General features: G+C 73.8%; 24 protein-coding genes, 3 tRNA genes and 1 pseudogene. 16 read left to right on the top strand and 12 right to left on the bottom strand.

The features are described 5' to 3' along the window. Positions 1-818: pseudogene (locus tag ONA70_RS20375) on the bottom strand (cytochrome c-type biogenesis protein CcmH); the annotation flags it as partial. Positions 819-1,042: 224 nt separating this feature from the next. Between ONA70_RS20375 and ONA70_RS20370 the strand changes: the two are divergent. The 4 genes from ONA70_RS20370 (at position 1,043) to ONA70_RS20355 (ending at position 2,487) form a co-directional block, all read left to right on the top strand. Next, positions 1,043-1,846, top strand: coding sequence for a fumarylacetoacetate hydrolase family protein (locus ONA70_RS20370; RefSeq protein WP_265008052.1), 804 nt, complete (start codon positions 1,043-1,045; stop codon positions 1,844-1,846). 106 nt (positions 1,847-1,952) lie between these two features. Continuing rightward, positions 1,953-2,024: transfer RNA gene (locus ONA70_RS20365), tRNA-Gln, on the top strand. Positions 2,025-2,161: 137 nt separating this feature from the next. Then, positions 2,162-2,234 (top strand) — tRNA-Glu (locus ONA70_RS20360). Positions 2,235-2,411: 177 nt separating this feature from the next. Next, positions 2,412-2,487: transfer RNA gene (locus ONA70_RS20355), tRNA-Glu, on the top strand. Positions 2,488-2,644: 157 nt separating this feature from the next. On the opposite strand, the gene ONA70_RS20350 is transcribed toward ONA70_RS20355, so the two are convergent. Continuing rightward, positions 2,645-3,331 carry an IclR family transcriptional regulator gene (locus ONA70_RS20350; RefSeq protein WP_265008051.1) on the bottom strand — a complete coding sequence of 229 codons (687 nt, stop codon included), beginning with the start codon at positions 3,329-3,331 and terminating at the stop codon, positions 2,645-2,647. 49 nt (positions 3,332-3,380) lie between these two features. Between ONA70_RS20350 and leuC the strand changes: the two genes are divergently transcribed. From leuC to ONA70_RS20335, 3 genes are all read left to right on the top strand, one after another. Continuing rightward, entirely contained in the window at positions 3,381-4,823 is a 1,443-nt protein-coding gene (leuC, locus tag ONA70_RS20345; protein WP_265008050.1) for a 3-isopropylmalate dehydratase large subunit, read from the top strand. A 15-nt stretch (positions 4,824-4,838) separates the two neighbouring features. Next, positions 4,839-5,426, top strand: coding sequence for a 3-isopropylmalate dehydratase small subunit (gene leuD / locus ONA70_RS20340; protein ID WP_265008049.1), 588 nt, complete (start codon positions 4,839-4,841; stop codon positions 5,424-5,426). 160 nt (positions 5,427-5,586) lie between these two features. Next, positions 5,587-6,258 carry an HU family DNA-binding protein gene (locus tag ONA70_RS20335; protein WP_265008048.1) on the top strand — a complete coding sequence of 224 codons (672 nt, stop codon included), beginning with the start codon at positions 5,587-5,589 and terminating at the stop codon, positions 6,256-6,258. 156 nt (positions 6,259-6,414) lie between these two features. Here the strand turns inward: ONA70_RS20335 and ONA70_RS20330 are convergent, their stop codons facing one another. The 4 genes from ONA70_RS20330 to cofC are packed head-to-tail and all read right to left on the bottom strand — an operon-like array spanning position 6,415 to position 10,567. Next, positions 6,415-7,296, bottom strand: a complete 882-nt coding sequence (locus ONA70_RS20330) for an NUDIX hydrolase (RefSeq protein WP_265008047.1) — start codon at positions 7,294-7,296, stop codon at positions 6,415-6,417. A 28-nt stretch (positions 7,297-7,324) separates the two neighbouring features. Further along, positions 7,325-9,613 carry an RNA degradosome polyphosphate kinase gene (locus ONA70_RS20325; RefSeq protein WP_265008046.1) on the bottom strand — a complete coding sequence of 763 codons (2,289 nt, stop codon included), beginning with the start codon at positions 9,611-9,613 and terminating at the stop codon, positions 7,325-7,327. Between the two features lie 54 nt (positions 9,614-9,667). Next, positions 9,668-9,865, bottom strand: coding sequence for a cold-shock protein (locus tag ONA70_RS20320; protein ID WP_265008045.1), 198 nt, complete (start codon positions 9,863-9,865; stop codon positions 9,668-9,670). A gap of 54 nt (positions 9,866-9,919) precedes the next feature. After that, positions 9,920-10,567, bottom strand: a complete 648-nt coding sequence (gene cofC / locus ONA70_RS20315; RefSeq protein WP_265008044.1) for a 2-phospho-L-lactate guanylyltransferase — start codon at positions 10,565-10,567, stop codon at positions 9,920-9,922. A 117-nt stretch (positions 10,568-10,684) separates the two neighbouring features. Here cofC and ONA70_RS20310 point away from each other — a divergent pair, with 117 nt between their 5' ends. The 5 genes from ONA70_RS20310 (at position 10,685) to ONA70_RS20290 (ending at position 15,717) form a co-directional block, all read left to right on the top strand. Next, complete coding sequence (locus ONA70_RS20310; protein ID WP_265008043.1) at positions 10,685-11,410, top strand: lysophospholipid acyltransferase family protein; 726 nt, start codon at positions 10,685-10,687, stop codon at positions 11,408-11,410. Continuing rightward, positions 11,407-12,414 carry an NAD(P)H-dependent glycerol-3-phosphate dehydrogenase gene (locus ONA70_RS20305; RefSeq protein ID WP_265008042.1) on the top strand — a complete coding sequence of 336 codons (1,008 nt, stop codon included), beginning with the start codon at positions 11,407-11,409 and terminating at the stop codon, positions 12,412-12,414. Before ONA70_RS20310 ends, ONA70_RS20305 begins: the two co-directional genes overlap by 4 nt. 7 nt (positions 12,415-12,421) lie before the next feature. After that, positions 12,422-13,537: a cystathionine gamma-lyase gene (locus tag ONA70_RS20300; protein ID WP_265008041.1), complete on the top strand. Its 1,116-nt coding sequence runs from the start codon at positions 12,422-12,424 to the stop codon at positions 13,535-13,537. Positions 13,538-13,741: 204 nt separating this feature from the next. Continuing rightward, positions 13,742-14,527, top strand: coding sequence for a putative protein N(5)-glutamine methyltransferase (locus ONA70_RS20295; RefSeq protein ID WP_265008040.1), 786 nt, complete (start codon positions 13,742-13,744; stop codon positions 14,525-14,527). 137 nt (positions 14,528-14,664) lie between these two features. Next, positions 14,665-15,717 (top strand): ROK family protein, encoded by a 1,053-nt coding sequence (locus ONA70_RS20290; protein ID WP_265008054.1) that lies wholly within the window; start codon positions 14,665-14,667, stop codon positions 15,715-15,717. A 6-nt stretch (positions 15,718-15,723) separates the two neighbouring features. On the opposite strand, the gene ONA70_RS20285 is transcribed toward ONA70_RS20290, so the two are convergent. Both ONA70_RS20285 and ONA70_RS20280 read right to left on the bottom strand, forming a co-directional pair. Then, entirely contained in the window at positions 15,724-15,924 is a 201-nt protein-coding gene (locus tag ONA70_RS20285; protein WP_265008039.1) for a DUF397 domain-containing protein, read from the bottom strand. 5 nt (positions 15,925-15,929) lie between these two features. Continuing rightward, a complete protein-coding gene (locus tag ONA70_RS20280; protein WP_265008038.1) occupies positions 15,930-16,775 on the bottom strand; it encodes a helix-turn-helix domain-containing protein in 846 nt (281 codons plus the stop codon). Between the two features lie 289 nt (positions 16,776-17,064). Here ONA70_RS20280 and ONA70_RS20275 point away from each other — a divergent pair, with 289 nt between their 5' ends. Continuing rightward, the gene (locus ONA70_RS20275; RefSeq protein WP_265008037.1) at positions 17,065-17,295 is read left to right on the top strand and encodes a hypothetical protein; all 231 of its coding nucleotides are present in this window, start codon (positions 17,065-17,067) and stop codon (positions 17,293-17,295) included. Between the two features lie 86 nt (positions 17,296-17,381). Here ONA70_RS20275 and ONA70_RS20270 read toward each other — a convergent pair whose 3' ends face one another. Further along, a complete protein-coding gene (locus ONA70_RS20270) occupies positions 17,382-18,632 on the bottom strand; it encodes an ATP-binding protein (protein ID WP_265008036.1) in 1,251 nt (416 codons plus the stop codon). Between the two features lie 201 nt (positions 18,633-18,833). On the opposite strand from ONA70_RS20270, the gene ONA70_RS20265 reads away from it, so the two are divergent. Continuing rightward, positions 18,834-19,928: a D-alanine--D-alanine ligase family protein gene (locus ONA70_RS20265; protein WP_265008035.1), complete on the top strand. Its 1,095-nt coding sequence runs from the start codon at positions 18,834-18,836 to the stop codon at positions 19,926-19,928. A gap of 32 nt (positions 19,929-19,960) precedes the next feature. On the opposite strand, the gene ONA70_RS20260 is transcribed toward ONA70_RS20265, so the two are convergent. Next, on the bottom strand, positions 19,961-20,626 hold the full coding sequence (locus ONA70_RS20260) for a DUF3515 domain-containing protein (RefSeq protein ID WP_265008034.1): 666 nt from the start codon (positions 20,624-20,626) through the stop codon (positions 19,961-19,963). Further along, positions 20,627-20,860, bottom strand: a complete 234-nt coding sequence (locus ONA70_RS20255) for an Lrp/AsnC ligand binding domain-containing protein (protein ID WP_018786298.1) — start codon at positions 20,858-20,860, stop codon at positions 20,627-20,629. 155 nt (positions 20,861-21,015) lie between these two features. On the opposite strand from ONA70_RS20255, the gene ONA70_RS20250 reads away from it, so the two are divergent. Together ONA70_RS20250 and ONA70_RS20245 are read left to right on the top strand one after the other, a co-directional pair. Beyond that, entirely contained in the window at positions 21,016-21,963 is a 948-nt protein-coding gene (locus ONA70_RS20250) for a thiamine-phosphate kinase (protein WP_265008033.1), read from the top strand. Between the two features lie 63 nt (positions 21,964-22,026). Then, a complete protein-coding gene (locus ONA70_RS20245; RefSeq protein ID WP_265008032.1) occupies positions 22,027-22,491 on the top strand; it encodes a GNAT family N-acetyltransferase in 465 nt (154 codons plus the stop codon). A gap of 18 nt (positions 22,492-22,509) precedes the next feature. Here ONA70_RS20245 and ONA70_RS20240 read toward each other — a convergent pair whose 3' ends face one another. Continuing rightward, the gene (locus ONA70_RS20240; protein ID WP_265008031.1) at positions 22,510-23,769 is read right to left on the bottom strand and encodes an ATP-grasp domain-containing protein; all 1,260 of its coding nucleotides are present in this window, start codon (positions 23,767-23,769) and stop codon (positions 22,510-22,512) included. Between the last annotated feature and the right edge of the window lie 249 nt (positions 23,770-24,018).

Genomic DNA, 24,018 nt, shown 5'->3' with positions numbered 1-24,018 from the left:
CGCCGCCGTCCCGCCACGGCGGGCATGGCCGGGCGCGGGTACACCGTGCCACGATCCGCCGGCCCGCCCGCGCCACCCGGGGCGGCCGGGATGCCGGCGCGTGCCGTCCGCGGACCGCTCGCTGTCGCGCCGGGCCGCCGCCGGCGCTGCCACCACCAGAGCCCGCTGCCGGCCACCACCAGCGCCGCGACCGGCCCGGCCAGCAGCAGCGGCGGGCGTCGCCAGACGGGTGCCGCGGTCACCTTCGCCGTCGTCGGGGCCGCGCCCGGCCCCGTCCACGTCGCCGTGGCGCAGTCGTACGGCCGGGTGCCGTCGGTGCCGTAGACGCACGCGGGGGCGGTCACCGACCGGCCGGTGGCGGGGGTGGTGCTGAGGGCGGTGTGCAGGGCCGTGGTGCTGTGCGGCGGCAGCCGCAGCCGCCAGGTCACCTCGTTGACGCCGCTCGACCCGATCGGGATGCTGGCCCGGCCGCCGCCGGTCACCGTGGTCGCGCGCGCCCCGGTGGGCAGCTCCTGCCGCACGGTCGTCTCGACCATGCTGGTCCCGCCGTTGCGCACCAGGATCCGGTACCCGGGCGCCGGGGTACCGGCCACGTCCATCGCCAGGGTGACCGGCGGCTTCGCCATCTGGACCGGCGGCGGCTTCGTCGGGGCCACCGCCGGTGGGGCCGCCGGCACACCGGTCGGGATCGGGGTGGCGCGCTGCGCCGGCGCGGCCGGTGCCGCGGGTGCCGGCTGCGCGGGTGCGGCCACCGCTCGGGGTGCCGCCGGCGGCAGCGCCGGTACGGCGGCGAGGACGCCCAGGCAGTTCACGATCACGGCCAGGGCCCTGTGGTGTCGTCTCGATGCAGGCATACGAACGAACCTCCGGACCCGAAGCTATGGGCCCGCCCCCGCCGGGCGGGTACGAAGTCGACATACCCGCCCCGGGCGGTGCGGGCCGGCGTATCGTGGCGTGCCCGTCGCGCGTCGCCGGTGCCCGCGCCGGGCGGGGTGGCCACGTCCGGCGCGGCCGGGCCGGCCGGCGGGGATAGATTGGCCGGGTGCGTATCGCTCGTTTCGCTCATGCCAAGGGAATGTCGTTCGGGGTCGTCGAGGGCGAGCCGCAGGCCGGGCCGCAGGGCCTGACCATCGCCGAGATCGAGGGGCACCCGTTCGGACAGCTCCAGTTCTCCGGTGCCCGCTGGGCGCTCTCCGACGTCCGGCTGCTCTCGCCGATCCTGCCGAGCAAGGTGGTCTGCGTCGGCCGCAACTACGCCGAGCACGCCGCCGAGCACGGCAGCGAGGTGCCGAAGGAACCGTTGCTCTTCCTCAAGCCCTCCACCTCGGTGATCGGCCCGCGGGACGCCATCCGGCTGCCGGTCTTCTCGAAGCAGGTCGAGCACGAGGCGGAGCTGGCCGTGGTGATCGGCGCCCCCGGCGCGCGCCGGGCCGACCGGGCCGCCGCCGAGCGGGCCATCTTCGGTTACACCTGCGCCAACGACGTCACGGCGCGCGACCTCCAGCGCTCGGACGGGCAGTGGACCCGGGCCAAGGGCTTCGACTCGTTCTGCCCGATCGGGCCGTGGATCACGACCGGGCTGGACGTCTCCGACCTGGAGGTCCGCTGTGAGGTGGGCCGCAACCCGGAGGAGATGGAGGTACGCCAGCTCGGCCGGACCAAGGACATGGTCTTCGATGTTCCGGCCCTGGTGTCGTACATCTCCCACGTGATGACGTTGCTCCCCGGTGACGTCGTGCTCACCGGCACGCCGGCGGGGGTTAGCCCGCTCACAGACGGGGATACGGTCACCGTACGGATCGAGGGGATCGGCGAACTCAGCAACCCGGTGGTGCCGGTCACCTGATCCGTCCGACGCCTCGTTTCCGCAGGTCAAGTGCGGTTTGAGGGGTTGGATTTGGCCTGCTGGCACCGGGAGGGTAAAGTTCATTCCCGGCGCCGCAAGGGGCCAATGGGGTATGGGGTAATTGGCAGCCCGACTGATTCTGGTTCAGTTAGTCTAGGTTCGAGTCCTGGTACCCCAGCGCAACCGCGGATTCGCGAGAATCCCGGACGCTGGATTCTGGCGGAGTTCCGCTCCGCCCCTCACGTGAGGGGCGGAAGATGATCTCTGATAGAGTGCAGCTTCCTCGCCCGCTCGGGTGGGGAAGCAGGAAGTTCTGGCCCCGTCGTCTAGCGGCCCAGGACGCCGCCCTCTCAAGGCGGTAGCGCCGGTTCGAATCCGGTCGGGGCTACAGCGCTGACAGCCCGTCCCACCTGGTGGGGCGGGCTTCCTCGTTTGTGGCGCCGCTCGCCGCCCGTCGGTGCCCACTTCCTGCCCGGCAGGGGTGACCCCCTCGTCGGGCCCGCGGGTGGTGCCGATAGACTACTGCCGCACCGCTCCTCAGGGGCGGTGAAGCAGGAAAGTGCCTGGCCCCGTCGTCTAGCGGCCCAGGACGCCGCCCTCTCAAGGCGGTAGCGCCGGTTCGAATCCGGTCGGGGCTACCACACCGAACGGCCCGTCTCGTGACCACGAGACAGGCCGCTCGCCCTTCCGGCCCTGTGCTGCCTCCCAGATCCGCGCACCTTCGCTGAAGTTGCTGCGTCGACGCGGCGGGAGGCAGCACGTTCCCCGATGTTGCGCGGATCGTGGGGCGGGGCGGGGTCAGAGACCGGAGAGGCGTTGGCCGGCGCGGACGACCGCCATGGCGTGTCGTTCGCCGGGACGGCGGCCGAGGCGCTCGATCGGGCCGGAGATGCTGATCGCGGCGATGACCCGGCCGGTCCGGTCGCGGATCGGGGCGGAGACGCTCGCCACCCCGGCCTCCCGTTCGGCGACGCTCTGCGCCCAGCCGCGCCGGCGTACCTCGGCGAGGGTGCGGCCGGTGAACTTGGACCGGGGCAGCAGCGGCATGACTGCCTCGGGCGGCTCCCAGGCCAGCAGGATCTGCGCCGCGGAGCCGGCCGTCATCGGCAGCACCGAGCCGATCGGCACGGTGTCGCGCAGGCCGCTCGCCCGCTCGGCGGCGGCCACGCAGATGCGCTCGTCGGCCCGGCGCAGGTAGAGCTGGGCGCTCTCCCCGGTGGCGTCGCGCAGCGCGGCGAGCAGCGGCTCGGCGGCGGTCAGCAGCACGTCCGGCGCGGCGTTGGCCAACTCGCCGAGCCGGGGGCCCGGGCGCCAGCGGCCCTGGGTGTCCCGGACCAGCATCCGGTGGATCTCCAGCGCCTGTGCGAGCCGGTGCGCGGTGGCCCGGGGCAGCTTGGTGCGTTCAACGAGTTCGGCCAGGCTGGCGCCGTCGACACAGGCGGCCAGGATGACCACCGCCTTGTCGAGAACGCCGACACCGCTCATACTGTGTCCCACAAGCCGAAATTTACCTCCCAGAATTTAGGATGTCCAGATGGTGGGAGTCACTCAACCGAGGACCCTGGCCGAGAAGGTCTGGGACGCGCACGTCGTCCGCTCCGCCGACGGTGAGCCGGATCTGCTCTTCATCGACCTGCACCTGCTGCACGAGGTCACCAGCCCGCAGGCGTTCGACGGCCTGCGCCTCGCCGGCCGTCCGGTCCGCCGTACCGACCTGACGATCGCGACCGAGGACCACAACACCCCCACCGGGTACGACGACCCCGCGTTCCGGTCCCGGCGCGGGGACCTGCTCACCATCGCGGACCCGACCTCCCGCACCCAGATCGAGACGCTGCGCCGCAACTGCGCCGAGTTCGGCGTACGGCTGCACCCGCTGGGCGACGAGAACCAGGGCATCGTGCACGTGATCGGCCCGCAACTGGGCCTCACCCAGCCGGGCATGACGATCGTCTGCGGCGACTCGCACACCGCCACCCACGGCGCGTTCGGCGCGCTCGCCTTCGGCATCGGCACCAGTGAGGTGGAGCACGTGCTGGCCACCCAGACGCTGCCGCAGGCCCGGCCGAAGACCATGGCGGTGAACGTCGTCGGCGAACTCGCCCCGGGCGTGACCGCCAAGGACCTGGTTCTGGCCCTGATCGCCCAGGTGGGCACCGGCGGCGGGCGCGGCCACATCGTGGAGTACCGGGGCGAGGCGATCCGGGACCTCTCCATGGAGGGCCGGATGACCATCGCCAACATGTCCATCGAGTGGGGTGCCAAGGCCGGCATGATCGCGCCGGACGAGACCACCTTCGCTTACCTGAAGGGGCGGCCGAACGCGCCGCAGGGGGCCGACTGGGACGCGGCGGTCGACTACTGGCGGACGCTGCCCACCGACGAGGGAGCGACCTTCGACACCGAGGTGACCCTGGACGCCGGCCGGATCACCCCGTTCGTCACCTGGGGCACCAACCCGGGCCAGGGCGCGCCGCTCGACGCGGCCGTGCCGGACCCGGAGGAGTTCGTCAGCGAGCCGGAGCGGGTCGCCGCCCGCCGGGCGCTGGAGTACATGGACCTCACCCCCGGCACCTCGCTGCGCGACCTCGCCGTGGACGTGGTCTTCGTGGGCTCCTGCACCAACGGCCGGCTGGAGGACCTGCGGGCCGCCGCCGACGTGCTGCGCGGGCACCAGGTCGCCGACGGCGTACGCATGCTGGTGGTGCCCGGCTCAGCCGCGGTCCGCGAGGCCGCCGAGGCGGAGGGCCTGGACAAGGTCTTCACCGACGCCGGCGCCGAGTGGCGCTTCGCCGGCTGCTCCATGTGTCTCGGGATGAACCCCGACACGCTGAAGCCGGGCCAGCGCTCGGCCTCGACCTCCAACCGCAACTTCGAGGGCCGCCAGGGCCGGGGTGGGCGTACCCATCTGGTGTCCCCGCCGGTCGCCGCCGCCACCGCCGTGGTCGGCCGGCTGGCCGCCCCCGCCGACCTGTAGAAGGGCAGCCGAGAGATGGACAAGTTCACCACTCACACCGGCACCGCCGTGCCACTCCGCCGTTCCAATGTGGACACCGATCAGATCATCCCGGCCGTGTACCTCAAGCGGGTGACCCGGACCGGTTTCGCCGACGGACTCTTCAGCGCGTGGCGGGAGGACCCGTCATTCGTTCTCAACGATCCCGCCCATTCGGGTGCGTCGATTCTTATCGGGGGCCCCGAGTTCGGTACCGGCTCCTCCCGCGAGCACGCCGTCTGGGCACTGCGGGACTGGGGCTTCCGGGCCGTGATCTCTCCCCGCTTCGGTGACATCTTCCGCGGCAACGCCCTCAAGGAGGGGCTCCTTCCGGTGGAGCTGGAATTGACAGCCGTGGAAGAACTGTGGCAACTGGTGGAATCCGAACCCACCACCCCGATCACCGTCGACCTCACCGCCCGCGAAGTCCACGCCGGGGAGGCAACCTGGGCCTTCCCTCTCGACGACCACAGCCGCTGGCGGCTGATGGAGGGCTTGGATGACATTGGACTCACCCTCCGGCACGAGGCCGAGATCGCTGCCTACGAGGCCTCCCGGCCGTCGTTCCTGCCCTCGGTCGCCTGACCGCAGATAGCTTTTCGCCCCCACCGGCCCCGCCGGTGGGGGCGAATCCGTTACGACACAAGGGCTTTTTTCCACCGAATGTTTGTGTCCAGGCAGCACAGGGCATACCGTGCGCGCAGAATGGCTCGCGTCGAGTCAGTTGCACAATCGGGAGGAAATCGTGAACAAGGCCGAGCTCATCGAGGCGCTCGCCGTTCGCCTGGGGGACCGGAAGACGGCGACGGCCGCGCTCGACGCGGTCCTCGCTGAGGTCCAGGCGGCGGTCACCAAGGGCGAGAAGGTGGCTATCACCGGGTTCGGAGCGTTCGAAAAGCGCATCCGAGGCGCCCGAACAGCGCGAAACCCGCGGACCGGCGAGGCGGTGAAGGTCAAGAAGACCTCCGTCCCGACGTTCCGCCCGGGCGCCGGTTTCAAGGAGATGGTGGCCAGCGGCAAGCTGCCGAAGGCCACGGCCGCCGCCAGGAAGGCCGCGGCCGCCCCGGCCAAGACCACCGGGGCCAAGGCGACCGCCGCGAAGAAGACCGCTGCGGCCGCCGCCGCCAAGAAGACCACGGCGGCGAAGGCCGCCAAGACCGCCGCTGCGACCAAGAAGGCCGCGCCGGCGAAGAAGGCGGCGCCGGCGAAGAAGGCCGCGGCGACCAAGACCGCCGCGGCGAAGAAGGCCCCGGCGGCCAAGAAGGCCCCGGCGGCCAAGAAGGCCCCGGCGGCGAAGAAGACCACGGCCGCCAAGAAGACCACGGCGGCGAAGACCACCGCGGCCAAGAAGACGACGGCCGCCAAGAAGGCACCCGCGAAGAAGGCTCCGGCCAAGAAGGCCGCCACCCGGCGCTGACCGACCGTACGGCCTGGAAAGGGCGCCCACCGCTCGCGGTGGGCGCCCTTTCTCGTGGGTACGCGTCGACCGGCCACCGCCGCCCCGGCGCTGTCTCCCGGCGGGGTGTCGAAAGGGCGCCCATGCTTATACCGCAGGCGTTAACCGGGCCCCTCCTTACAGGCGGTCGGCGGCGAGGAGCCGGTCCCCGGTGAAGGCGAGCAGCCAGCCGCCGCCCTTCGCGGTGGTGAAGTCGTCGGCGCGGCCGGTCAACCGTTCCAGCATGCCCGGGATCAGCTTGCCCTGGCTGCATACCGCGACCGGGTCGCCGGCGGCGGCCAGCTCGGCCAGCCGGGCCGCGCCGGCCAGTGCGCACTCCTCGGGCTGCTGCCCGGGTTTCGGCTCGTCCAGCTCGCCGGCCACCTCGATCGGCAGGTCCAGCAGGGCGGCCGCCGGGTCGAGGGTCTGCACGCAGCGGCGGGCCGAGGCGGAGAGCAGGCGTACCGGGCGGACCAGGGCGACCAGCTCGGCCACGGCCTGCGCCTGTGCCCAGCCCTCCGCGTCCAGCGGCCGGCCGGTGTCCGGGCCGGTCCAGGTGCCCCGCTTGCCGGCGTGCGCGTGCCGGACCAGCAGCACGACGCCGGTGACCGGCGGCAGCGCCGCGAACGCGGCGAGCACCTCGGCGTCGTGCGGGTAGCTGACCAGGCGTACGGCGGCGTCGGCGGGAAGCCAGCGGACCTCGTCCACCTCGGTGCCGGGCTGGAAGCCGCCGGCCGCCGCGGCCCGCATCGACCAGTAGTCGACCGCCTTCGGCCGCCCCTCGCTGCGGTAGCGCACCGCGGGTAGGCGTACCTGCGGCACCGCCCGGACGTCGGTCTCCTCGGCCACCTCGCGGACCGCCGCCCGCAGCGGGTGTTCGCCCTTGTCCAACTTGCCCTTCGGCAGCGACCAGTCGCCGTACCGGGGGCGGTGCACGAGGCAGACCTCGACACCGGCCGCGCCCGGACGCCAGGCGACCCCGCCCGCGGCCCGGATCAGCCCCGGCTCGTCGTCCATCATCGGCTCACCGTAAGCCGTGCGCGCCCGGTCAGCCCGCCGTCCCGCCGACCCGGTGCAGCAACAGCTCCTGCAGGTGGGTCAGCGGCGTCTCGTCGGTCCCGGTACGCCGGTGCCAGGTGCCGTCCCCGGCCAGCTCGAACGCGTCCACCTCGGGGCTGAACGCGGCGGAGAGCACCTGGTCCAGTTCGGCCCGGGCCACCGGGTCGCTCACCTGCACCAGCGCCTCCACCCGGCGGTCCAGGTTGCGGTGCATCAGGTCGGACGAGCCCATCCAGAACTCGGCGTCGCCGTTGTTGCCGAACCGGAAGATGCGGGAGTGCTCCAGGAACCGGCCGAGGATCGAGCGGACCCGGATGTTCTCCGACAGCCCCGGCACCCCGGGCCGCAGCGTGCACATGCCCCGGATCAGCAGGTCGACGTGCACGCCGGCCTGGGAGGCCCGGTAGAGCGCGTCGGTGATCTCCTCGTCCACCAGAGCGTTCACCTTGAACTGCACCAGCCCCGGCATGCCGAGCCGGACGTGGGCGATCTCCCGCTCGATCCGCTCGATCAGGCCGCTGCGGATGCCCTGCGGGGCCACCAGCAGCCGCCGGTACGCGGTCTGCCGGCTGTAGCCGGTGAGCACGTTGAACAGGTCGGTCAGGTCGGCGCCGATCTCCGGGTCGGCGGTGAGCATGCCGAAGTCCTCGTAGAGCCGGGCGGTCTTCGGGTGGTAGTTGCCGGTGCCGATGTGGCAGTAGCGGCGGATCTGGTTGCCCTCCTGGCGTACCACCAGGGCGGTCTTGCAGTGCGTCTTCAGCCCCACCAGGCCGTAGACGACGTGGCAGCCGGCCCGCTCCAGGGTGCGCGCCCAGCCGATGTTCGCCACCTCGTCGAAGCGCGCCTTCAGCTCCACCAGCACCACCACCTGCTTGCCGGCGGCGGCCGCGTCGACCAGGGCGTCAACGATCGGCGAGTCGCCGCTGGTGCGGTAGAGGGTCTGCTTGATGGCCAGCACGTTCGGGTCGGCGGCGGCCTGCTCGATGAACCGCTGCACGCTGGTGGCGAACGAGTGGTACGGGTGGTGCACCAGCACGTCGCCGTCCCGCAGGGTGGCGAAGACGCTGCGCGGCACCTCACCCTCGGCGAGCCGGGGGTGGGTGGCCGGCACGAACGGCGGGTCCTTCAGGTCGGCGCGCTCGGTCTCGCCGTACACCTGCCACAGCGCGGAGAGGTCGAGCAGGCCGCGGACCCGGAGCACGTCCTGGCCGTCCATGTCCAGCTCGCGGACGAGCAGCTCCAGCATGTGGTCGGAGATGGAGGCGGCCACCTCCAGCCGGACCGGCGGGCCGAACCGGCGGCGGGCCAGCTCGCGCTCCAGGGCCTGGAGCAGGTCCTCGTCGCGGTCCTCGTCCACCTCCACCTCGGCGTTGCGGGTGACCCGGAACAGGTGGCACTCGACCACCTGCATGCCGGAGAAGAGCTGCCCGAGGTGCACCGAGATGAGGTCCTCCACCGGCAGGAAGCGCACGCCCGGCTGGTCGCGGGCCACCCGGACGAACCGGGGCACGTTGTTGGGCACCTTGACCCGGGCGAACAGCTCCGAACCGCCGTCCGGGTCGCGGACCGACACGGCCAGGTTCAGCGACCGCCCGGAGATGTACGGGAACGGGTGGGCCGGGTCGACCGCGAGCGGGGTGAGCACCGGGAAGATGTGCTCCCGGAACCAGGTGCGTAGCCGTTCCCGCTCGGCGTCGTCCAGGTCGCTCCAGCGCAGGATCCGGATGTCCTCCTCGGCCAGCTTCGGCAGTACGTCGTCGACGAAACCGGCGGCGTGCCGGGACACCAGGTCGGCGGTCTTCTCCGCGATCAGCTCCAGTTGCGTGCGCAGCGGCAGCCGGTCGCCGCCACGGACCGGCAGGCCGGCGGAGAGACGGCGCTTCAGCCCGGCCACCCGCACCATGTAGAACTCGTCCAGGTTGCTGGCGAAGATGGCCAGGAACTTGGCCCGCTCCAGCAGCGGGGTGCGCGGATCCTCGGCGAGCGCCAGCACCCGGGCGTTGAAGTCGAGCCAGGACAGCTCCCGGTTGAGGAAGCGGTCCTCGGGCAGCGGCTGCGCGGCCGGCGACACGATTTCCGGCCCGGGGCCCTCCACGGGATCGAGCGGCTCCTCCAGGCCGGCGGAGTCGGGGGCGGCCGACTCGACGCTGAGGTTCTCCTCCGGGGGACGGATCCGGCGGAACCGCCCGTCGCTGCTCCGGGCCCGGGTGCCGTTGCGGGGCGCCGTCGGGTGGAGGAGGTGCGGCGGACTCTCCGGGTGCTCGCGAGGGGTGCTCACCACCTCATGATTCCCCGATAACGGTGAACAGAAAATGAACTCGGGGCAGGTCGATCAGGACATGGTCGGCAAAGTCACCCGGACGACCTCGCCGGCGGCGTCCCGCTCGATCCGGACCCGCTGCCCGAGCCGGAGCAGCCGCAGCCCGGAGGCGTCGAAGGCGCGGGCCGGGAAGGGCAGTTCGGTGCCGTCGTCGAGGAGCAGCACGCCGCTGCGGGTCGACGCGTCGTAGGTGGCCACCGTGCCCTGCATGCCAGCACCGTAGCGGATCCTCGCACCGCCCCGGGGCCGGCCGGCCCGGACCGGTCAGCCGGGGGTGGCGACCGCGCGGGCGCCGAGCAGCGCGGCGGTGCGCGGACCGAGGCCCAGCCGGGCCGCCGCGGCCAGGTCGGCGGCGGTGTCGACGTCCCGGCGCAGGGTGGGCCAGTCGCCGTCCAGCGGCAGCGCCCCGCTGGCCGCGTGGGCCGCGGCGGAGCCCGGGCCGAAGCGGGGATCCAGCGGGACCCCGGCCGGCGCGGCGAGCAGCACGGTGCCGCTGCCCGGGGCGTCGGCCACGAACCCGCGTACCCCCGCCCGTTGTTTGGTCGGGACGGCCCGCAGCGCCGCGGCCAGCTCGGCCGGGCACAGCGCCGGCAGGTCGGCGGTGAGGCCGGCCACCGCGGCGCGCGGGCCGGCGACCGCCGCGCCGTGCCGGAAGGCGCCGTTCAGACCGGCCGCCGGGTCCGGCGCGACGCGCGCGCCGGCCGCCGCGACCTCCGCCGCCACCCGGGGGTCGTCGGTGACCACCAGCACCTCGGCCACGGCCGGGCAGGCGCGCACCGCCCGGACCGTGTCGGCCGCCAGGGCCAGCGCCAACTCCTCATGGGGTACGCCGGACAGCGCGCCCCGCAGGCGGCTCTTCGCCGCCCCGAGGCGCTTCACCGGCACCACCACGGTCCAGCTCGGCTCGGGCACGTTCCCATCCTGCCAGTCGGACGGCGGTACCCTCACTGGCCGGACCCGGGGCGAGCAGGCATGATTTCGTCGCGGGCGTGGGTGCGCACGGGGTCGGGGCACGAGGAGGGGGCGCAGGTGGCGCGGCGGAAGGTGGGATTCTGGCCACGGTTAGCCGTGGTGCTGGTCAAGCCGGTGCTGACCGTCTGGACCCGGCGTACCTGGCGGGGCATGGAGCACCTGCGCCGGGACGGCGGCATCATCATCGTGCCCAACCACATCTCGCACGCCGACCCGCTGGTCTCCGCGCACTTCATCTACGACTCCGGGCGGTGGCCGCAGTACCTCGGCAAGGCCAGTCTGTTCCGGGTCCCGGTGATCGGTTGGCTCCTGCACCGGTGCCGGCAGATCCCGGTGGAGCGGGGCACGGTCGAGGCGGTGAAGTCGCTGGACAAGCTGGTCCAGGCACTGAACGAGGGGGGCGCGGTGGTGATCTACCCGGAGGGGACGATCACCCGCGAACCCGACCTGTGGCCGATGAAGGGCAAGACCGGCGCGGCCCGGCTGGCGCTGGCCACCGGCGCGCCGGTGATCCCGGTCGCCATGACGGGGCCGGAGCAGATGTTCGACCCGAAGACCTCCCGGCTGAGGCTGCGCCCCCGGACTCCGGTGACCGTGGTGGCCGGGCCCCCGGTCGACCTGAGCCGGTGGGCGGGCGCCGACCCGTCCCGGGCCATCCTCGAGGAGATGACCGACACCATCATGCTGCGGATCCGTGACCTGGTCGCCGAGATCCGCGGCGGCACCCCACCCCCGCTCTGGGAGCGCCCCGCCCGCAAGCGCACCCCCGAGGTGACCGAATGACCGGGCACGTCGCCGTGCTCGGCGCGGGGTCGTGGGGGACCGCGTTCGCCAAGATCCTCGCCGACGCCGGCCGGGACGTGACCATCCTGGCCCGCCGGCGGGCGGTGGCCGACGCGATCCACACCGAGCGCCGCAACCCGGACTACCTCTCGGACGTGCGGCTGCCCGACCGGGTCACCGCGACCGGGGACGCCGAGGAGGCGATCGCCGGGGCCGAGGTGGTGGTGCTCTCCGTGCCGTCCCAGACGCTGCGGGCCAACCTCGCCGGGTGGGCCCCGTACCTGGACCCCGACGCGACGCTGGTGTCCCTGATGAAGGGCATCGAACTCGGCACCACCAAGCGGATGAGCCAGGTGATCATGGAGACCGCCGGGGTGCCCGCCGACCGGGTGGTGGTCGTCTCCGGCCCCAACCTGGCCCCGGAGATCGCCGCCGAGCAGCCCGCCGCGACCGTGGTCGCCGGCACCGACGGCGGGCGCACCGCCCTGGTCCAGTCGTCGATCCGGACCCCGTACTTCCGTCCGTACACGAACGACGACGTGATCGGCTGCGAGCTGGGTGGGGCGGTGAAGAACGTGATCGCGCTGTCCTACGGGATCGCCACCGCGATGGGCTTCGGCGACAACACCCGCGCCATGCTGATGACCCGGGGCCTGGCCGAGACCGCCCGGCTGGGGGTGGCGCTCGGCGCCGACCCGATCACCTTCGCCGGCCTGGCCGGGATGGGTGACCTGGTCGCCTCCTGCACCTCGCCGCTGGCCCGCAACCGCACCTTCGGCGAGCACCTGGGCCGGGGGGAGACCCTGGAACAGGCCCAGGCGGCCACCCGGCAGACCGCCGAGGGCGTGAAGAGTTGCCTGGCCATCCGGGACCTGGCCCGGGCGCACGGCGTGGAGATGCCGATCACCGAGCAGATCGAGCGGATCTGCCACGAGGGGATGGACCCGCGGCTCGCCGTGGACGCCCTGATGAGCCGGACCGCCAAGCCCGAGTCGTACGAGTGAGGCGACGATGACCGAGTGGGGTGACGGCACCCGCAGCGTCCACGCCGGGCTCCCGGCACCGGAGCCGGGACGGCCGTTCCTGCCCGGCCCGGTCTTCGCCGCGCCCTACCACCTCGACCCGTGGCAGGGCCCGGCGGCGACGCCCAACGGGTACGGCCGGCCGGACAACCCCACCCGGCGGCTGCTGGAGGCCGCCATCGGCGAGCTGGAGGGCGGGGACTGCCGGGTCTTCGCCAGCGGCCAGGCGGCCATCACCGGGCTGCTGCTAGCGCTGCTGCGCCCTGGCGACGCCGTGCTGCTCCCCGCGGACGGGTACTTTCCGGTGCGGGCCTTCGCCACGGCCACCCTGGAGGGCATCGGGGTACGCGTCGGTTTCGTGCCGACCGCCGGGCCGTACCCGTCGTTCGAGGGGGTCCGGCTGGTGCTGCTGGAGACCCCGGCGAACCCCGGCCTGGACGTGGCCGACCTGCCGGCGCTCGCCGCCGCCGCGCACGCCGCCGGGGCGCTGGTCGCGGTGGACAACACCACCGCCACCCCGCTCGGGCAGCGCCCGCTGGAACTGGGCGCGGACGTGGTGGTCGCCTCCGGCACCAAGGCCCTCACCGGCCACTCCGACCTGCTCCTCGGGTACGTGGCGACCCGCTCCGCCGAACTGCTCGACCCGGTGACCGCCTGGCGGACCACCACGGGTGGGGTGCCCGGCGCGTTCGACTGCTGGTTGGCGCACCGCTCGCTGGCGACCGTGGACCTGCGGCTGGCCCGGCAGACCGCCAACGCCGAGGCGCTCGCCCGGCTGCTCGCCGGGCGGGCCGACGTCGCCGGGCTGCGCTGGCCCGGCCTGGCGACCGATCCCGCGTACCCGATCGCCTCGGCGCAGATGCGCCGGATGCCGGGGGTGCTCTCCTTCGACCTGGGCGACGCCGTCCGGGTGGCCCGGTTCCTCGACGCGTCCCGGCTGGTCGCCGCCGCCACCTCGTTCGGCGGCCTGCACACCACCGCGGACCGGCGGGCCCAGTGGGGCGACGACACCGCCCCCGGCTTCGTGCGCCTCTCCTGCGGCATCGAGGACGGTGCCGACCTGGTGGCCGACGTGGCCGCCGCGCTGGACGCCAGCGCCGGTTGAGGCCCGCCGCGCCGCGCGGGCGCCGGGGCGACCGGACCGCGGTGGCTCCGCTAAGGTGACCATCAGCCACGGCCCGCACGGGCCTCGACCGGAGGGGGTGAGACCGATCCACCAGCGAAGGACCGGCGCTCCCTCCGAGTCCGCGTCGTCCCGGGATTAGGCGACGTCGGGAGCGCCGACGAGCGTTCCCGAAAGGCAACCCCCATGACACTGTCGCTCGCCGACCGTTCCGCCCTCGTCCAGCGGCTGCGCGCCGCCGGTTGCGTCTACGCCGAGGACGAGGCGGACCTGCTCATCGCCGCCGCCGACTCGGTCGCGGCCCTCACCGACCTGGTCGACCGCCGGGTCGCCGGCCGGCCGCTGGAACACCTGCTGGGCTGGGCCGAGTTCTGCGGCCGCCGGGTCGCCGTCGACCCCGGGGTGTTCGTGCCCCGTGGGCGTACCGCCCTGCTGGTGGCCGCCGCCGCGGCGGTCGCCGGCCCGGCGCCGGCCGTGCTGGACCTCTGCTGCGGGTCCGGCGCCGCCGCCCTGGTGCTGCACGACCGGCTGGCACCACGCTGGCTGGCCGCGGCCGACATCGACCCGGCCGCGGTGGCCTGTGCCCGACGCAACCTCGCCTCGCTCGGCGTACCGGTGTTCCAGGGCGACCTGTTCGCGCCGGTGCCCGCCGAGTGGCGGGGCCGGCTGGACCTGGTGGTGGCGAACGCCCCGTACGTGCCGAGCGAGGCAGTGGCGCTGCTGCCGGCGGAGGCACGGCTGTACGAGGCGCCGGTGGCCCTGGACGGCGGCGTGGACGGGCTGGCCGTGCTGCGCCGGGTGGCGGCCGGCGCGGCCGAATGGCTCGCCCCGGGCGGGCACCTCGCGGTGGAGGCCAGCGCCGGCCAGGCCGAGGCGCTGCGCGCGGTGCTGGCCGGGGTCGGCCTGGTACCGACGGTGGTGCACGACGACGACCTGGACGCCACCGCCGTCACCGCCCGCCGCCCCGCCTGAGTGCCGCCGCGGCGATCCGCCGCACCGTACGGCCACGTCGTTCGGCTCCCCGAGCAGATGGTGAGCAGCCATCCGGTGCATGGCGGGCCGGTAGACACCGCACTAGCCTCAGGCCACGCTCGGTGGGAGGGGTGGCTGTGGGCAGCGCGGGTGTGCCGGTGGTGGTGGGGCTCGACAACGGTGGCAACAGCAACAACGCCACCGTGCTGACCGTCGACGGCCGGTTCCTGGTGGACGGCCTGGTGGAGATCCCGAGCGAGGTGCGGGCCGGTCCGGAGGCGGCGATCGCGGCGCTGGCCCGGGCCTTCGACGGGGTGCTGGCGCTGACCGGGGTGCCCCGGGAACTGGTGCGCGCGGTCGGGCTGGACACCCCCGGCCCGGCCAGCGCCACCGGGGTGATCTCGTCGCGCGGCTCCACCAACTTCTCCCAGCCCGCCTGGCGGGGGTACGACGTCCGGGGCGCGCTCGAACGCCGGCTGGGCCTGCCGGTGGTCTACGCCAACGACGGCAACGCCGCGGCCCTCTACGCGCACCACGTCCACTTCGGAGCCGACGCCATGCGCCGGTCCTCGGTCGCCGCCATCGTCGGCACCGGGCTCGGTGGCGGGGTGGTGGAGGCCGGCCGGGTGGTCGGCGGCGCGGCCGGGATGGCGGGGGAGTTCGGGCACGTGCACATCCCGCTCGACGGGCTCATCGCGCCGGACCAGCCGGTGCCCACCTGCGCCTGCGGCTTCAGCGGGGACGCGGAGAGCGTCGCCTCGCTGACCGCGATCGAGCGGAACCTGCTGCCGTACTGGCTGGGGCGGTTCCCGGGGCACCCGCTGGCGGCGGAGGAGCCGGCCCGGGCGGCCAAGCTGGTCCGCGGCTACGGTGAGCGGGGCGACGGGCTGGCCCGGCAGGTCTTCGCCCAGCAGGCGGCGGCGCTGGGCCGGCTCTTCACGATCGCGGCGAACTTCACCGACCCGCACGCGTACTTCGTCGGGGGTGGGGTGGTGGAGGCGGCGCCGGAGTTCCGGGAGTGGTTCCTGGCCACCGTACGGGAGCACACCGTGCTCCGGGCCGAGCAGGCCGCGGTGGCCACCTTCGCCCTGGTGCCCGACCGGGACATGGCCGGGGCGCGCGGGGTGGCCATCGCCGCCCTGGAATCGGTCCGGGCCGGCTCGGCCGCCGATCCTCTCGTCGCCGGTTGAGCCCGGTCAGGGGCGCGGCGGCGCCCCGGTGAAGGCGGCCCAGGCGGCCGGCGGGAAGACCAGCACCGGGCCGGCCGGGTCCTTGGAGTCGCGGACGGCGACCGCCTTCGGCAGGAGCGCCATCTCGACGCACGCGCCCTCGTCGCCGCTGTGGCTGCTCTTGCGCCAGCCGGTCGCCGGCGGGTACGGGCTGTTCGTGCCGTTCATCGGGATTACCTCTCGTTCAGCAGGCGGAGGAGTTGGTCCCGGCTGGCCGCCGGGCTGAGCGCCACGGTCCGCAGGTGCTCCATGATCTTGGTGCAGGTACGCAGGTCGCCCGGCCGGTCCAGGATCATCTGGCCGGCGACCGTCTCCACGGACGCGATGATCGGATCCTCCGGGTCGGCGAACTCCAACATGTGCAGCGAGCCCCGCGTCCCCCGGTGGTAGCCGGCGGCCAGTGGGATGACCTGCACGGTGATGTTGGGCAGCTCGGCCATCTTCAGCAGGTGCCGGAGCTGGCCCGCCATCACCGACCGGTCGCCCACCGGACGCAGCAGCGCGCCCTCGTCGAGGATGGCGTCGAAGATCGGCGGTTCGTCACTCGTGAGCCGGTGCTGCCGGTCGAGCCGGACCTGGACGCGCTGCTCCACCTGCTCGTCGCTGAGGGTGTGCGGCCCGCCGCGCATCACTCCCCGGACGTAGTCGGCGGTCTGGAGCAGGCCGGGCACCACCGAGGGCTCGAAGTTGGCGATCCCGGTCGCCTCCGCCTCCAGGGCGATGAAGTCGATGGTCCGCCGGTCCAGCAGGTACGAGTAGGAGACCCACCAGCCGGGCTTGCGGGCGTCCTTGGCGAGCTGCACCGCCGCCGCGATCTCGTCCGGGCTCACCCCGTAGAGAGTGAGCAGGGCGCGCACGGTGGCCGGGCTGACCAGGGTCTGGGCGTTCTCGTACCGGGACAGGGTGCTCCGGGTGCTGTTGATCTCGTCGGCGGCGGCCTCGAGGGTCAGGCCGGCGGCCTCCCGGTGGGTGCGCAGGGCGATGCCGAGCCGTCGGGCCCGGGCGGTTTTCGGCGCCATGCATCGATGGTCGCACATCAACGGGAGGTTGTGCATGAGAGAAATTCGATGAGAGTTGCATTCACGCGTGTCCACCTGTCAATCTGTGACGGCGTCCTCACCGCTGGTTGTCGTGGCGACGGTAGCGGTGAGCGACCGGAGGGGATGGGGCGCGTGGCGATCGGGTTTTACTCCCCCCACGACCCGATCGCCGCGTGCCCCGCACCTCCAGAGCAGGCGCGGGGACGAAGCGGAGAGGGAGAGGCATGACGGTGACCGGTTGCCGCCCACCGGACGGAGGTGGCCGGGGATGACCCGCTTTCTCGTGGTCCTCACCGACGTCCGGCCCCTGGACGGGGTGGAGCGCAACGAGCGGGCCAGCCCGGAGCGGCGTCGACAGGTGGTCGGGGCGAGCAGCCGCGAGGCGGCGGACCGGATCGCCGGTGCCTTCATGGCCCTCGGGATGGTTCGCGCCGGGCGGCAGCGCGTCAAGGTCATCGCGGTGGGACGCCGGCCGAAGGAACCGGCGCACCTGGACTGAACCCGCCCGCCTCCGACTGCGGCACCGGCTGCGCGAGGCGGGGTGCCGGGCGGCCGGTGGCAGGTCCCGCCACCGGCCGCCCGGCCTCAGAGCAGCCGGCGCCGCTTCAGGTAGCCGACCAGGTCGTCGTAGACGCCGCCCTCGTTGGCGAACATGGCGACGTTGCGGGCGGTGGACAGCCACGGACGGGTGGACGGGCGGACCTCCTTCAGGGCCCGGTCCAGGTCCCGCTGCTCGATCATCCGGACCTCGCCGGTGCGTACCGAGTCGGCCATCGCGAACTCGGCCGCGGTCTCGCAGAGGTGGGCCAGGTCGGCGCCGGAGAAGTCCTCGGTCGCGGCCACCACCCGGCGCAGGTCGATGTTGGCGATCGGCCGCTCGCGCAGGTGGTACTCGAGAATCGCGGCCCGGGCCTCGGCGTCCGGCGGCAGCACCAGCACCATCCGGTCCAGTCGGCCCGGCCGCCGCAGCGCCGGGTCGACGTCCCACGGGGTGTTCGTGGCGGCCAGCACGAAGACGCCCTCGTTGTCGCCCTCCATACCGTCCAACTCGGCCAGGAGTTGGTTGCCCAGGGTCCGCATCGAACTCGACGACACCTGCGACCGCTTGTGGCCGAGGGCGTCGATCTCGTCGAGGAAGAGCACGCAGGGGGCGTTGCGCCGGGCCGCCTGGAACAGCTGGTGCAGGTTCCGCTCGGAGTTGCCCACCCACATGTCCAGCACGTCCACGATGGACAAGGAGAGAAACTTCGCCCCCATCTCGCCGGCCACCGCCCGGGCCAGGAAGGTCTTGCCGCAGCCGGGCGGCCCGTAGAGCATCAGCCCACCGCGCAGGCTCTTGCCGTACATCCGGCGCAGTTCCGGATTGCGCAGCGGGCCCAGGAAGGCCAGCTCCAGGCGCTCCTTGACCGCCGACATGCCGCCCACGTCGGCCAGCCGGACCGAGGAGGACTCCACGTCGTACACCCGGTCGGCCTCGCCGCGGACCGGCTCCGGCTCGTCGCCGGCCGGCGCGAAGCGCGGCGGCACCACGTCGGCAAGCTCCTCGGCGTACGCGGCGAGGGGGTCGGGCGGGCCGTCCGGCGCCGGCCGCTGCGTCGGAGGCCGGGTCGCCGCCTCGGTCGGGGCCGGCGCGGGTGTGCCGAGGGCGCGCTGCATCAGGGCCTGCGCCTGCGCGTTGCCCGGGTCCCGGGCGAGCGCCTGCCCGACGTGCGCGATGGCCTCCGCGGCCCGGCCGCCGTCGAGCAGCAGCCCGGCCAGGTGCAGCCGCAGCGGCAGGTCGTCCGGGCGGGCGTCGAGGGCGGCGGTCAGGCTGTCGATGAGGGGATCGGAGCTCACAGGACGAGCAGCGTAACCGGCCCGTGCCGCACGACACGTCCCGTTACTCCTTGTATAACGCTCGTTGACGGGATGCGCTCCGGCCCTCGCCTGTCCCCGGGTATCGGCTGCCGGGGCTCGCCACGCACAGTAAGGTCAACCGGGTGAGCGCCACGGGCGAGCACGGCCGGCCGCAGTCGCGAGCGAAGAGGTGACCTACCAGTGACCACCCCAGGCAAGACCCGTGTGGCGATCGTCTTCGGTGGCCGCAGCCCCGAGCACGGCATCTCCTGCGTCAGTGCGGGCAGCGTGCTGGGCGCCCTGGACCCGGACGAGTTCGAGGTGGTGCCGGTCGGGATCACCCGGCAGGGCCAGTGGGTGCTGGCCAGCGCCGACCCGGGCCAGCTCGCCATCCAGGACCGCAGGCTTCCGGAGATCACCTCCGGATCCGGGGCCGAGCTGGTGCTGCGCGCCGACCCGGCGGTGGGCGGCCTCATGGTGCTCGACCCGGCGCAGGGTCCCCGGGCGCTGGCCGATGTGGACGTGGTCTTCCCGGTGCTGCACGGCGCGTACGGCGAGGACGGCACCATCCAGGGGATGCTGGAGATGGCCGACATCCCGTACGTCGGGGCGAACGTCTTCGCCTCCGCGGCCGCCATGGACAAGGAGTTCACCAAGAAGCTCTGCGCCGTCGAGGGCATCCCGGTCGGCCCGTACGTGGTGCTGCGTAACGGGATGACCCTGACCGAGGAGGACAAGGAGCGCCTCGGCCTGCCGGTCTTCGTCAAGCCGTCCCGAGCCGGTTCCTCGTTCGGCATCACCAAGGTCGACGACTGGTCCCAGCTCGACGCGGCGGTCGCCGCCGCCCGCGAGATCGACACCAAGGTGCTGGTCGAGGGCGCGATCGTCGGCCGTGAGATCGAGTGCGGGGTGTTGGAGGGCGAGGCCGGCGGCGCTCCCGAGGCGTCGGTGCTGGCCGAGGTGCGGGTGATCTCCGGCCACGACTGGTACGACTTCGAGGCCAAGTACATCGACGACGCCTGCGAGTACGACATCCCGGCGAACCTGCCCGAGCGGGTCACCCGCCAGGTGCGGGAGTACGCCACCCGGGCGTTCACCGCGCTGGACTGCTCCGGGCTGGCCCGGGTCGACTTCTTCGTCACCCCGGAGCTGGACGTCTATCTCAACGAGATCAACACCATGCCGGGGTTCACCCCCACGTCGATGTTCCCGCGCATGTGGGCCGCCAGCGGGCTGGAGTACCCGAAGCTGGTCAACCGCCTGATCCGTACCGCCCTCCGCCGCGCCGGCCGCTGACCGCCCACGATCCCCGGAAGCGGCGGTGGACGTCAGGCGGAGCAGCCGGAGGGGGCGGTCTTCGCCGACGGGACCGCCGAGACGATGGCGTCGGAGATCGGGCTGACCCACTGGAGCGGCTGCGCGTACTCCTTGGGCACCCGGACCTGGATCGGGGTCTCCCGGTCGACGGCGGTCAGCACCGTCGCGTCGGCCTCCTGCGTCGGGTGCCAGCAGACCTTGTTGACCGACCACACCTCGTCCGTGTCGGGGAAGCACCCGTCGGGCATTTGGCCGGCGGTGGGCGAGGGGCACGGCTTGACCGGCGCGTCCGCCCCGCAGGTGACCGTCAGCGCCGGGTCGCCGTACGCGGCGTTCTGCTCCGCGCCGGCGGTGACCGGCCGCTGCTCCAGGTCCCGGAGGCTCGCCGGGAGCTGGGACACCAGGGCGCGGCACAGCACCGCGGGCCGCTCCGCCAGGGCCGGCGCGGGCAGCTCGACCGGGGTGGTCGACTGCGGCCGAGGGGCGCTCGCCGAGGCGCTGGGCGCGGCGGCCGGCTCGTCCGGGGCGAGCTTGGCGAAGGTGAATCCGGCCACCGCCAGGGTGACCGGCACCGCGATCAGGGTCGCCCAGAGCGCGGCGGCGCGGGCCGACCGGTCGCGACGCGGCCCGGCCGGGCGGGACTCGTCGGGAGCGGGGGAGGAAGTGATCTCGTCCACTTACAGCCGTACCACCGAACACGTGAGGGTGCGGGTGATGCCGGGCACCATCTGCACCTTGCTGACGATGAGTTTGCCGAGCTCGTCGACGGTGTTCGCCTCGGTGAGGACGACCACGTCGTACGGCCCGGTGACGGCGTCAACCCGTACCACGCCGGCAAGGTCCGCGATCTGACCGGCCACGTCACGCGCCCGCCCGACCTCGGTCTGGATGAGGATGTACGCCTGTACCACGACTCGACCTCCGTCCGTCGCCGCCTCGGGCGGCCCGAAGGGTGAAACTACCTTACGGAGCAGGCCCGATCCCTATCGGTGGTCGGCTGGACGCGGTGAGCGAGGGCACGCCCGAACCACCGGCGGTGGTACTGCGGAACGTACGAGAGGACGAAATGACGGTCGCGAGTGTCGGAGAGTTCGGGCTGATCGACCGGGTGACGGCCCGGCTCACGTACGGGGAGAGCGTGCTGCTCGGCCCCGGTGACGACGCGGCGGTCGTCGCGGCGCCGGACCGGCGGGTGGTCGCCTCCACCGACGTGCTGGTCGAGGGGCGGCACTTCCGCCGGGACTGGTCCGCCGCGCGGGACGTCGGGCACCGAGCGGCGGCGGCCAACCTGGCCGACATCGCCGCCATGGGCGCCACCCCGACCGCCCTGCTGGTCGCTCTCTGCATCCCGGCCGAGATGGACACCGCCTGGGCCGAGGAACTGGCCGACGGGCTCGGCGCCGAGGCGGCCCTGGTCGGGGCGAGCGTGGTCGGCGGGGACATGTCGGCCAGCCCCACGCTGACCATCGCGGTGACGGCGCTGGGCGACCTGGCCGGCCGGCCGCCGGTGGTCCGCTCCGGGGCCCGCCCGGGGGACCTGGTGGCCCTCGCCGGGCGCACCGGCTGGGCGGCGGCCGGCTACACCGTGCTCTCCCGCGGCTTCCGGACGCCCCGGCTGCTGGTCGAGGCGTTCCGCCGGCCCGAGGTCCCGTACCCGGCCGGCCCGGAGGCGGCCCGGGTCGGCGCCACCGCCATGATCGACGTCTCGGACGGGTTGCTGGCCGACCTGGGGCACGTGGCGAAGGCCAGCGGGGTGGCGATCGACGTGACCCGGGACGCGTTCGAGGTGCCCCGGCAGATGCGCGACGCGGCGCAGGCGCTCGGCGTCGACCCGTACTCCTGGATCCTGGCCGGCGGCGAGGACCACGCCCTCGCGGCGACCTTCCCGGCGACCGCGACGCTGCCCACCGGCTGGCGCCCGATCGGCCGGGTGTCCGAGGGCGCCGGGGTAACCGTGGACGGCGCGGCGTACGCGGGCCCGGCCGGCTGGGACCACTTTCCCCGGGCGGAGTGATCTGCGTCCGATGCCGGCGGTCGGGCTCCGGACGGGCCCGGCCCCGGTCGTACCCTTCATGCCGTGAGTGAGATCGAGATCCGGGCGCGGCGCTTCGACGCGCCCGAGTCGCAGGCGCTGATCCGGTCGGCCCTGGCCGACCTGGGCGAGCGGTACGGCGGCAGCGGCGACGACACCCCGATCGACGCGGCGGAGTTCGAGCTGCCGGACGGCGCCTTCCTGGTCGCCTACCTGGAGGGGCAGCCGGTGGGCTGCGGCGGTTGGCGCAGCCACGGCGACGGCGAGACCGCCGAGCTGAAGCGGATGTACACCGCGCCCGCCGCCCGGGGGCGGGGCGTGGCCCGCTCGGTGCTGGCCGCGGTGGAGGAGTCGGCGCGCGAGCAGGGCCGCAAGCGGATCATCCTGGAGTGCGGCGACAAGCAGCCCGAGGCGATCGCCATGTACACCTCGGCCGGCTACGAGCGGATCCCGAACTTCGGCTTCTACCAGGACGCCCCCGGCTGCCTGTCGTTCGGCCGCACCCTCTGACGCGGCCCCGGGGGCGGCTCAGGCGACGGTGAACCGGATCTGGTCGGCGGCCTTGCGGGCGGCGCCCTCCGCCTCGGCCGGGTCGCCGCCCCAGGCCAGCACGTGACCGCTGCGGTGCGCCGAGGAGATCACCTCTGGCACGGTGGCGCCGACCGTCACGTCGACCTGCACGTCGAGCACGCCCGCCACCCGCAGCGCGGCCCGTCGCCCGTCCACCGCGGTGACCCGGCCGGGCGGGGCGACCAGGAACTCGACCGCCGTGGCGCCGGTGGGCCGGGCCGGCGGCGCGGTCGGGCGCTCGCCGCGCAGCACCCGCAGGTACGCCTCGATGAAGTCCCACTCGTAGGCGATCGAGATCAGCGCGGTGATCATGTCGCCGGGCATCCGGCCGGCGCACTCCACCAGCGTCGGCACCCCGTCGGCGAGGATCCACTCGCTGTGCAGCATGCCGCTGCGGAAGCCGGCCGCCTCGGCGAGCCGTACGGCGGCCTCCCGCAGCGCGCGGCGGGTCGGCTCCGGCAACGCGGACGGCACAGTGTGCCCGGATTCGACCGGATACCGGCCACCGACGATCCGCTTGTCCGTGACGTTGGCGAAGATCGTCTCGCCGTCAGCGACCAGCAGCTCGACGCTGTGCTCCGAGCCGGCCAGCAGTTGCTCGACGAGCACCTCGGTGGGCAGCCCGCGCTCGGTGGCCTCGTCCGGCTCGGGCGGGGCGGCGCTGGCCGCCCACACCGAGGCGATCTCCGCCGGGTCGGTGACCAGTTGCACGCCCAGGCTGCCGGAGCGCCGGGTGGGCTTGAGCACGCACCGGCCGCCGTGCCGCCGGGCGAACTCCTCGGCCCGGGCCGGGTCGTCGACCAGTTCGTACGCCGGGTTGGCCAGGCCGGCGTCGCCGGCCAGCAGCCGCATCCGGTGCTTGTCGGCGAAGACATCAGCCGCCGCCGTTCCCGCGTTGGGCAGACCGAGCCGCTCGGCCAGCCGGGCGGTGGCGCCCACCGCGTACTCCAGTCCGGGCAGGACCAGCCGGGCGGCGGACAGCCCGGGCTCCCGGGCGAGGAGGGCGTCGACGTCGAGGCCGGTCTGGTATTCGGCCGGGACCAGCCGGGAGACCAGCGGCAGCCCGGCGCAGAATCGCTCCAGGTCGCGGCGGCGGATCACGTCGGGCTCCTCGACGAGGATCACGCTGCCGGCGGGGAGATGGTCGTCGAACCAGCGCAGCGAGCCGAACGAGGCACCGACCACCACCATCTCGCCGCGGCCCAGGTCCAGGTCCACCGGTCGCTCCTCCCCACACCCAGCGACGCCGGACCGGACAGCCGGCGCAGCACGACCCTAACCGGGCGAGGGCCGCCGGTCGTCGGGTGATCGGCCACCCATCAGCACCTACTCCCGGACACGACAGAAGCCGGCGGACCGCTCGGGTCCGCCGGCAACCGACGACTGCGAGGTGGCGCTACCGCGTCAGGCGCGGGTGACCTTGCCGGCCTTGATGCACGAGGTGCAGACCTGCATCTTCTTGGTGGT

The sequence above is a fragment of the Micromonospora yasonensis genome, from assembly GCF_026013475.1.
Taxonomy (GTDB): domain Bacteria; phylum Actinomycetota; class Actinomycetes; order Mycobacteriales; family Micromonosporaceae; genus Micromonospora; species Micromonospora yasonensis.
Note: the sequence above shows the minus strand (reverse complement) of the source record. Positions and strands in the feature narration are given on the sequence as shown.

Coding starts and splice junctions, on each gene's coding strand:
- ONA70_RS20350 (WP_265008051.1), bottom strand. CDS start 3,331: ATGAGCGGTGTCGGCGTTCTCGACAAGGCGGTGGTCATCCTGGCCGCC.
- leuC (WP_265008050.1), top strand. CDS start 3,381: ATGGTGGGAGTCACTCAACCGAGGACCCTGGCCGAGAAGGTCTGGGAC.
- leuD (WP_265008049.1), top strand. CDS start 4,839: ATGGACAAGTTCACCACTCACACCGGCACCGCCGTGCCACTCCGCCGT.
- ONA70_RS20330 (WP_265008047.1), bottom strand. CDS start 7,296: ATGATGGACGACGAGCCGGGGCTGATCCGGGCCGCGGGCGGGGTCGCC.
- ONA70_RS20320 (WP_265008045.1), bottom strand. CDS start 9,865: ATGCAGGGCACGGTGGCCACCTACGACGCGTCGACCCGCAGCGGCGTG.
- ONA70_RS20305 (WP_265008042.1), top strand. CDS start 11,407: ATGACCGGGCACGTCGCCGTGCTCGGCGCGGGGTCGTGGGGGACCGCG.
- ONA70_RS20300 (WP_265008041.1), top strand. CDS start 12,422: ATGACCGAGTGGGGTGACGGCACCCGCAGCGTCCACGCCGGGCTCCCG.
- ONA70_RS20295 (WP_265008040.1), top strand. CDS start 13,742: ATGACACTGTCGCTCGCCGACCGTTCCGCCCTCGTCCAGCGGCTGCGC.
- ONA70_RS20285 (WP_265008039.1), bottom strand. CDS start 15,924: ATGAACGGCACGAACAGCCCGTACCCGCCGGCGACCGGCTGGCGCAAG.
- ONA70_RS20280 (WP_265008038.1), bottom strand. CDS start 16,775: ATGGCGCCGAAAACCGCCCGGGCCCGACGGCTCGGCATCGCCCTGCGC.
- ONA70_RS20275 (WP_265008037.1), top strand. CDS start 17,065: ATGACCCGCTTTCTCGTGGTCCTCACCGACGTCCGGCCCCTGGACGGG.
- ONA70_RS20250 (WP_265008033.1), top strand. CDS start 21,016: ATGACGGTCGCGAGTGTCGGAGAGTTCGGGCTGATCGACCGGGTGACG.